11 protein-coding genes are annotated in these 8,543 nt (G+C 27.1%); 4 read left to right on the forward strand and 7 right to left on the reverse strand.

What is annotated here, in order from left to right:
* From VK071_10265 to VK071_10275, 3 genes are all read left to right on the forward strand, one after another.
* A partial coding sequence (locus VK071_10265; GenBank protein ID HLR35691.1) for a hypothetical protein occupies positions 1–219 on the forward strand: 219 nt, incomplete at its 5' end.
* Positions 220–250: 31 nt separating this feature from the next.
* Positions 251–892, forward strand: a complete 642-nt coding sequence (locus VK071_10270; protein HLR35692.1) for an ATP-binding protein — start codon at positions 251–253, stop codon at positions 890–892.
* A 14-nt stretch (positions 893–906) separates the two neighbouring features.
* Entirely contained in the window at positions 907–1,908 is a 1,002-nt protein-coding gene (locus VK071_10275) for a hypothetical protein (protein HLR35693.1), read from the forward strand.
* Positions 1,909–2,219: 311 nt separating this feature from the next.
* On the opposite strand, the gene VK071_10280 is transcribed toward VK071_10275, so the two are convergent.
* The 7 genes from VK071_10280 to VK071_10310 all read right to left on the reverse strand — a co-directional run bounded on the left by VK071_10280 (position 2,220) and on the right by VK071_10310 (position 7,036).
* Positions 2,220–3,194 (reverse strand): glycerophosphodiester phosphodiesterase family protein, encoded by a 975-nt coding sequence (locus tag VK071_10280; GenBank protein ID HLR35694.1) that lies wholly within the window; start codon positions 3,192–3,194, stop codon positions 2,220–2,222.
* Between the two features lie 2 nt (positions 3,195–3,196).
* Complete coding sequence (locus VK071_10285) at positions 3,197–4,744, reverse strand: M56 family metallopeptidase (GenBank protein HLR35695.1); 1,548 nt, start codon at positions 4,742–4,744, stop codon at positions 3,197–3,199.
* Complete coding sequence (locus tag VK071_10290; GenBank protein ID HLR35696.1) at positions 4,737–5,105, reverse strand: BlaI/MecI/CopY family transcriptional regulator; 369 nt, start codon at positions 5,103–5,105, stop codon at positions 4,737–4,739. Before VK071_10290 ends, VK071_10285 begins: the two co-directional genes overlap by 8 nt.
* Before the next feature lie 458 nt (positions 5,106–5,563).
* Positions 5,564–5,710 carry a YvrJ family protein gene (locus VK071_10295; GenBank protein HLR35697.1) on the reverse strand — a complete coding sequence of 49 codons (147 nt, stop codon included), beginning with the start codon at positions 5,708–5,710 and terminating at the stop codon, positions 5,564–5,566.
* A gap of 69 nt (positions 5,711–5,779) precedes the next feature.
* Positions 5,780–6,007 carry a DUF2922 domain-containing protein gene (locus tag VK071_10300; GenBank protein HLR35698.1) on the reverse strand — a complete coding sequence of 76 codons (228 nt, stop codon included), beginning with the start codon at positions 6,005–6,007 and terminating at the stop codon, positions 5,780–5,782.
* A gap of 46 nt (positions 6,008–6,053) precedes the next feature.
* Positions 6,054–6,269, reverse strand: coding sequence for a DUF1659 domain-containing protein (locus VK071_10305; GenBank protein ID HLR35699.1), 216 nt, complete (start codon positions 6,267–6,269; stop codon positions 6,054–6,056).
* Positions 6,270–6,370: 101 nt separating this feature from the next.
* Positions 6,371–7,036 (reverse strand): N-acetylmuramoyl-L-alanine amidase, encoded by a 666-nt coding sequence (locus tag VK071_10310; protein HLR35700.1) that lies wholly within the window; start codon positions 7,034–7,036, stop codon positions 6,371–6,373.
* A gap of 157 nt (positions 7,037–7,193) precedes the next feature.
* Between VK071_10310 and VK071_10315 the strand changes: the two genes are divergently transcribed.
* Positions 7,194–7,448: a Mor transcription activator family protein gene (locus tag VK071_10315; GenBank protein HLR35701.1), complete on the forward strand. Its 255-nt coding sequence runs from the start codon at positions 7,194–7,196 to the stop codon at positions 7,446–7,448.
* Positions 7,449–8,543: the final 1,095 nt, after the last annotated feature.

Raw genomic sequence — 8,543 nt, forward strand, 5'->3', positions numbered from 1 at the left:
ATTATAAAACAGTGGTTAGATAATAACATTAGAAGTTATGATGATTTAAAAGCTTATGAAATAGGGGTTAAGAACAGGAGAGATGAAAGTGGAGAGTATAGCCAATATAAATATGCCAATACAAATGAAAGAGAGAATGAAGATATTATATACAGAGCTCCAAGCAAAGAGCAACTTGAAGAAATCAGAAATCTTATCGGACAATCAAGTAACATATAGTGAAGAATATAAATGCTATAAGTGTAGGGATATGACTTTTGTACTAATAGATAATGAAGCAGTTCCTTGTGAATGTAGGCAAGTAAGACAAGCTGAAGAGATTTTAAAGAAAAGTGGAATAAGTGAAGAGTTTAGAAATAAAAGATTTAGTAATTTCAATTATACAATAGAAAATCAAGTTTATGAGGCTTATAAAGAAGCTTATATGTATGCAAAGAATTTTAAAAATTTAGAAAAAGAAAGATGTAATTCTATAATATTTATGGGACAAGTTGGGGCTGGAAAGTCCCATCTTTCTATAGCTATTGCTAATGAGCTTATGGATGATGGTGTAGGTGTAGTTTATATGAGTTATAGGGAGGTTATTACAACACTTAAGCAGAATATTATGGATGAGGTTTATTATCATAGAGTTATGGGCAAGTATAAAAATGCAAGAGTGATTTTAATAGATGATTTATTTAAAGGTAAGGTAACTGAAAGTGATATAAATATTATATTTGAGCTTTTGAATTTTAGATATTTTAATAAGTTACCTGTTATTGTTAGCTGTGAAATGGATGTTGCTAGAATTTTAAGTGTTGATGAGGCCATTGGAAGTAGGCTTGTAGAGATGTGTAAGTGTGTTGAAGTTAAAGGAAGAAAATTAAATTATAGAATGTATGGAAAATAAGAGGGGATTAGTAAATGAAGAAATACAATAAAGATGAATTACTAAGGATGGATGCAGTTGAAGTTTATAAATTGAGGTTAGATAGAAAAATTCATAGGTTTCCAAATGGTTTTTGGCAATTATCAGAAGGTAAAGAAAATGCAAAAAAATGTGTTAGATATCTTTTAGAGGAAGTATTAGAATATAAAAGTGATGAAAGTATAAAGAAAAATTTTGGTTCTAATACGTTGGAAAAAAATTGTTTGGGTGGAATGTTATCTTCTGAAATTTTTAATTATAGTCCATTTGAAGTTTTAGACAATGCATATAAAGGAAGATTTAAACCTTGGCAGTTATCACAATGTCCTGTATATTATTGGAAAGAAAAAGAAAATAGAGATTATGCTTTAAAATATTTGTTTGAAGAAGTAATAAATATAGAAGATGATGATTTTGTAGAAAGATATGATGTTAATTTATTTATTGAAAATGATTTATTTGGACTATTGAAGAATTATTTTGATGGAAGTCCTTATAAGGTATTGGATTATTATTTTGAAGGTAAAATAAAGCCTTGGCATTTAAAGCAAGGTCCAAAGAATTATTTTAAAAGTAAAGAAAATAGGATTAATGCTGTTAAATGGTTAATTGAAGAAGAGCTTAAATGGAGTGAAGAGGATGTTATAAAAGGATGGTGTAATGAATTATTACATAAGCATGGAATTGATTGGGCTCTTAGATATATAGATGGAAATAGTCATTATTATCTTTTGGATGAAGCTTATCCTGGTATTTATAAACCTTGGCTTGTTTGTAGTGGAGTAGATGGATTTTGGGAAGAAAAAGAAAACAGAGTTTGGGCAGTTAAATGGTTAGTTGAGGATGTTTTAGGATTTACTAAAGAAGAGTGTTTTTATAAATTAAAGGCTAAACATTTTATCAAAAATAAACTTAGTGGTTTGTATCGCTATTGGTATAAAGGTGATGTAGATGCAATTATTTCAGATGTTTATCCAGATATGATGAGTTTTAGGTGAATGAGATAAATATATTATGACCACCTAAGTAATTTAGGTGGTATTTTTTGAATAACAACTTATTAATTGTATTATGTTAATTAAGAAATTTAGAAAATAAGGATTTATATGGAGAAGTTGTAATAAAATTTTAGGCTCTGTTAGCTTACTTCGTGATAATTATAATAAAAAACAACCATACCTTAGTATTTATTGAAATCACTAAGGTATGGTTGTTTAATTTGTTTTAAGTAGTTCGTATTATATTAAAATTGTTCACTAATAATCCTTCAAAGCTTACTTTTTTACTTTTTAAGTATTTACCTAATAAGTTATTGTTTACTAGATTCTTTAATTGAACTTATTTTATCAATTCTATTTGTCCAAATATAACCACAATAACCTTTTGGTATATCTTTTAGACTTTCTTCATCGTCAAATCCTTCTGACCACTTTCCATTTCCATCTACAATAACAACTTTTGTATTTACATTTTCCATCCTTTGTACAAATTTATTAGGCCATCCCCATAATACTTTTGCATACATCAAAGGTATATGAAGCTCCATATTATGTATTTCTTTTGGTATATATCCAGTCCACCCTAATAACTCATACTTAATTAATGCTTTCTTTAAAAGGCTTTTAGAAAGAATTCTTATATCACTACTTTGCTTTCTTAAATACATTAATCCATCATCATTTTCATATACAGTTATTTGAGATAATCTTTCCTCTGGCATATCTTTCAAATATTCCCATAGTATCTTACCTGTTTCTAAATTTCCATTTTTCATATGTATTAGCAGTTCTTTATCTTTAAAAGTTTCTAATACTTCACCAAGCTCTGGCATCATACCTACACCCTTACCTCTAAAAGGATATGTTTTTCCACCATCAGCTGTGTACCCGTATCCAATATCTAATTTTTTTAGTTCTTCCATGGTATAATCAGATATATTACCCTTACCATCTGTTCTATATCCTAACTCAAAGTCATGAAAAACTGCTAACTTTTTATCTTTAGTCAATTGTATATCTAACTCTACTATATCAGCTCCGTATTCAAAAGCTGCCTTCATGGATTCAATTGTATTTTCTAAGTATTCATGCTCAGGTTCATATATAATTTCTGCTGTATTAGTGTCCCATTCAACCTTAGAAATATCAAATGTTTGAGCTAATCCTCTATGAGCTAATAATTTAGGCATTGTATTTTCATTTTTTATAAATATAGAAGTGTTGTTTACCCATATAAATGCTATTAATGTCATTATAAATATAATTCTTTTGTTTTTCTTAATCATATTTAGCTACATTCCTCCATATTAGATTTATTAATTTTATCTATTATAACTTTAGCTTTTCTCTCATTATTTTCTTTTTTGTCAACAAGATCATATTCTTTTGGATTATCTAAAATAGATATTAATTTAGCAGATTCTTCTTTAGTTAATTCTAAAGGTGTCTTGTTAAAATAAAATTGTGCTGCATCTTTTATTCCTATTATATTTCTTCCAAAATATATAACATTAAGATAAGCTTCTATTATTTCATCTTTGCTATAATTTTTTTCTAATTGAATTGCTGAGTATAATTGTGTACGCTTTTTTTCTAGTACATTAATATTGTTATAATCACATACATTTTTTATTAATTGCATAGTTATTGTAGATGCACCTTGTGTATCTTTTTTTAATATTAAATTATTTATACTAGATCTTGCTATTGATATTAAATCTACACCGTTATGATAATAAAATTTTTGGTCCTGACTTAAAACAACAGCTTTTATAATAAATGGTGATATATTATCTATATCAATCCATCTTTCTTGTCTATTCTCTTCTAATGATTTCAAATTGATTTGTACTATATTCTTATTAGAATCACTAATAGTCAAAAATAAAACACTAAAAAAAATAACAATAGTAGCACTTTTAGCTATAAATTTAGTTTTTTTGTATTTTAATACCCTTTTGATTCGTTTTTTTACATTACTTTCTCCAAATGCAATTGTTGATGCTGCTATTATATTACTTTTATCTACTGTAAAGCTTAACAAGGCTTCTGCATATTTTTTTTTGAACTTTCCTTTTGTAATCTGCATTACTTTTTCATCACAAGCTCTTTCCATATCAGTATGATATAATACAAGAGCTATCCATACTATGGGATTGAACCAATGTAAACAAGCTATAAAAATAGATATTAGTTTAATAAGATTATCTTTTCTTTTTATATGTACTACTTCATGTAAAAGTACTGCTTTTAAGATATCCTTATTTTTGTCTTTTGTAATATAAGTTGGTATTATAATTTTAGGGTTAAATACACCGCATACTACTGGTGTATCAATCCATTCTACAGTATAAATTCTTATATTTTTACCATTTAATAATTCTATAATATTAGCTGTTTCTTTTGTATTATATCTAATAGCTTCTTTAAATTTATTAATGCTAAGTATATAGCTAGTGCTAAGTACTATGATTAAAGCAATAGTTATCATTATCCAAATTATCGGAATCAAATTGTTATCAACTTGAGTACCATTACTTACTATGTCATGATTCAACTTATAATAATTTTCTAATTGTATGTTTTTATTTGAATTTTTGTAAATAATTTGCATATCATTTATACTTGGTAAATAATTAAACATACTTGATTCACTTGCAAAAGTAATTGGTACAATTAATCTAACCAATAATAAACTCCACAGTGAATAACTAAAAAAGGCTGACAATTTTTTACCTAATATCAACCTTATTAGCATAATTAACAGCGCAACAAAAGTTGATAAAAAACTCATATATAATACTATATAAAATATAATACTTATTCCTTTATTCATCTTTATCAATATACTCTTCTATCATATTTGCTAATTCTTTAGCTTCTTTTTTTGAAATTTTGTTTTTGTTTAAAAATGATGCTAAAAACATTTTTATTGAACCACCATATATTTTACCTAAAATTTCATCCCCCTTAGTCTGTTGCACTTCTTCTCTTTCTACTAAATAAGAAACAACTGCATTTTCATTTTTCAATATTCCTCTTTGGGATAATCTTCTTAATACAGTGTATGTAGTTGATTTTTTCCAACCTAAACTAGCTTCGACGATTCTTACCAACTCCGTAGAATTAATTGGAGCATTATCCCAAATTAAATTCATAAACTTCATTTCTGAATCTGATAATTTTATTTCTATCATATTTTCCTCCTTAGGCCTACTATTGTAGATCTGAAATTAGTTTACAATAGTAGACCATTTATGTCAAGTTGCAAGTACCTTGTTTTATATACAAAAAAGGACTATAGATTAATCTCTATAATCCTCTTTACTATCTACTCACTCCTCTAATTCATTGTAATATTTTTCATTTCCGTTTTTTTAAAAAGTAGTATATAGTTAAAAGTATATAAATGACGTTAATAATTTGAAATTTAAATAAATATCTAATATCGCTTGGTATATTATTTTTAAGCTATGTTAGATAATTATTTGATATTTTTAACATACTTTAATTCACAATATATAACAATTACGAACTTAATTATATTATATATGATTAATCACGAAGTTAGATAACAGAGCCAAATTTTAATATAAGTAAGAATTAAACCATCACTTAGCTTATATATCTAATTGATGGTTTAATCCATAAAAAATTATCTCAGGCTAATGATATTTTTAGATAATTCATTAATACTATCAGATAGAGTTTGTAGCTTACCTTCAATCCTTACAAGTAAATACATACTAAGGGCTATAGGAAAGCCTACAGAAGCTATCAGAGTTTGTAAATCTGAATTCATAAATACACATCCTTTCAATGAATTTAGATATTAGAAAAGCTATGCCTAAAGCATAGCTTTTTATAGTTCTTATAACACTAAGTCATAAGGTGTAGTATCTGTAATGACAACTTTAGCTTCAACAGCTTGTACTATATCACCACCATTTGGAGCGAAGATATTTTTTGATACTATCAAATCCATAGCTGATTTTATTTCACCTTCTGTAATATCCTCTCTAGGATCATCTATTGATAAAGATACTTTTTTATCATCAGAAGTTTTAAAAGTCATTAAAAGTCTTTTAGTTTGTTCCATATTTGTACCTCCTTAAATTTAATAATTTTAAGCAACAGACTTTTTACTAAGCTAAAGTAGTGTTATCTATCTTAGCTATTTCAAGTTTTTCATATTCTTGAAGTTCTATTAAGGCTTCTGCAACGTCATACACATCTTGTGCAGTTGCATCATGTTTTAAGTTAGAGAATGTTTTACTTCTAACTTTTGTTTTTCCATCTTCCATACCTAAGTCTAGTTTTATTCTTAGGCTTGATGGGTTTTGCATTTCATTAACAGCCATATAGCCACCTCCATTTATTTATTTGAAGAGTAGTTTCTTCTTGATATTAAGTATAAAAAGAAAAGCTTTTAAGATATATTAAAATTTTTGAAAAAAATATTTTATAAAGAATTTATTATATGAGTATTATTAAAACCTTTAGATATAGCAGTATTTTTTAATTCAACAGCAGCAGACATATCTTTAAATTCACCTATACAAACTCTATAAAAGATACCATCATCAACTATTGATTTATTTACAAATGTTAGTAGTGATTTTGATATACTAGTTGCTATATTTTTTATATAAATATCTGATTTTAAAGAAGCTTCTACAGATGTATTAGATATAAAGTCTATTTCTATTAATAGTGCTGGCATTTTAGTTTTTTTGAGTACTGAAAAGTTTTTTGATATTTTTACACCACGATTAGGTGTATTTATATCTTTTGATAAGTTAGTGCATATATCTTTTGATAGGGTATATAGTTTGCTTTTTTCGTCATATACCCATACTTCAACTCCTTTAGCAGATTTATTGGTTGATGAGTTCATGTGTATGCTTACAAAGTAGTCACAGTTTTCTTTGTTTGCTTTTGAGCTTCTATGATCTAGTGAGTAGTATTTGTCATATTCACGTGTGGTTATTACTTTTTCAAAGGCTTGTTCTAGGTTATTCTTTATTAGCATTCCTATTTTTAATACTGTATCACTTTCTTTTGTTTTGTTTGTTCCAAGTGCGCCTGGATCTTTTCCTCCATGTCCAAAGTCTAGATACCATTTCATAGTATTACCTCCTACATTGTTTTAGTAAATTTGATTTTTATAATAATTTATTATAGGATTGTTTAAATAGTATATTAAAAGATTTTATAAATTTAGTAGGATGGTTTGATTTTCTTATAGAATATATAGTTATAATGTTTTGAGGGGGGGGATTTTAGTGTTGGATAATTTGACTAGAGATGATCTACCTGATAGTGTTATGGATATTGTTGATATTATAGGGATTGACGCTTTTAAGGATTTGGTTAGGCTTGCTGGTGGGGGTAATTTATATATTCCTAATGAGAGTAGTCTTGTTAAGTCTTTTAGGAACAAAAAGATTAGGGAAGTTTTTGATGGTGATTATAAGTCTATTTCTAGAAAGTTTGGTATTAGTGAAGCTCAGGTTAGAAATATTGTTAATTATAAGTGAGCTAATTTTTTATGGTGAGTCGTGTTTATAGACAGTGATTAAGAAATGACGAATCCTTTTTATTTAGACAAGATATTCTTAGATAAGGTATTTTAGGTATATATGCTTCGCATAAGTGATTTGTAGTAGGTAATGAATTGATAAGTTAAACCTTCGGTTATTCAGCCCCGGTATGGTGCAAACTTACACTTCATAAAAACTAAGGCATACAAGGTGATGCTACATTTTAGCTCATATGTTTAGAGGATTTTAAAATTCTAATATGAGCTAAAATGTAGCTTTATTTATGTGCTAACTATTTATTCCGTTTCAGCTTGAACCATACTTCCCGCCGCGCGCTCTGCTCCCCCTCCACCAATCCCTTTTATCTTTATATAAGATGAGTGAGTATGGTTTTATATAAGTTAAAGATTCTATTTAGATAAAGTTATGTAGATGTATGTTTTAAGATTAGATTAACATAGATTTTTATAGTATATGTAGATAGTTGAAGTAGGAGCGAAAACCACTCCTACCTCAACTATCTTTATTTATATTTTAGGGTCAAAACTTTGGGGTCAAATCTGACCTCACAGATTGTAGCAAAAAGCGCTACAAACTGTGATGCCAGACTTAATGCTATTATGATAGTTTCTTTTATTAAGATGAAGCTAAGGAATGTAATAGTAATATTTTAGTTATAAGAGAATTTGCTTATATAGTTATAGATTTATTTTATAAATATTAAATAGGTATAGAAGTCTTGTTTTGGTGTATTGTTATATATGGTATTGACATTATAGTGCTTTTTTACTTATAAGGAAATTATGATACTTCAAAATCTGTGGAAAACTTGTGTATTAAAGTAATGCCAATGTATTCAAAAAATTAAAAAGTGACAAAAATGTTCTAAATGTAATCTTGAATTAAGTTAGTGTTATAATATAATCAAGTTCGTAATTGTTATATAATGTGAAGTAAAAATATTTTTGATATCATATGATAAGTAGGATTTATTATATATATTAAGAGGTGATGGCAAATGGAAATTCGTGTTGCAACATATGAGGATTGTAGAAGTTTAGCTTTATTAAAAAGAAGAGTATGGGAAACAAC

The sequence above is a fragment of the Tissierellales bacterium genome (genome assembly GCA_035301805.1).
In the GTDB taxonomy this organism is placed as follows: Bacteria; Bacillota; Clostridia; order Tissierellales; family DATGTQ01; genus DATGTQ01.

Coding starts and splice junctions, on each gene's coding strand:
- VK071_10270 (HLR35692.1), top strand. CDS start 251: ATGACTTTTGTACTAATAGATAATGAAGCAGTTCCTTGTGAATGTAGG.
- VK071_10275 (HLR35693.1), top strand. CDS start 907: ATGAAGAAATACAATAAAGATGAATTACTAAGGATGGATGCAGTTGAA.
- VK071_10280 (HLR35694.1), bottom strand. CDS start 3,194: ATGATTAAGAAAAACAAAAGAATTATATTTATAATGACATTAATAGCA.
- VK071_10285 (HLR35695.1), bottom strand. CDS start 4,744: ATGAATAAAGGAATAAGTATTATATTTTATATAGTATTATATATGAGT.
- VK071_10290 (HLR35696.1), bottom strand. CDS start 5,105: ATGATAGAAATAAAATTATCAGATTCAGAAATGAAGTTTATGAATTTA.
- VK071_10295 (HLR35697.1), bottom strand. CDS start 5,710: ATGAATTCAGATTTACAAACTCTGATAGCTTCTGTAGGCTTTCCTATA.
- VK071_10300 (HLR35698.1), bottom strand. CDS start 6,007: ATGGAACAAACTAAAAGACTTTTAATGACTTTTAAAACTTCTGATGAT.
- VK071_10305 (HLR35699.1), bottom strand. CDS start 6,269: ATGGCTGTTAATGAAATGCAAAACCCATCAAGCCTAAGAATAAAACTA.
- VK071_10310 (HLR35700.1), bottom strand. CDS start 7,036: ATGAAATGGTATCTAGACTTTGGACATGGAGGAAAAGATCCAGGCGCA.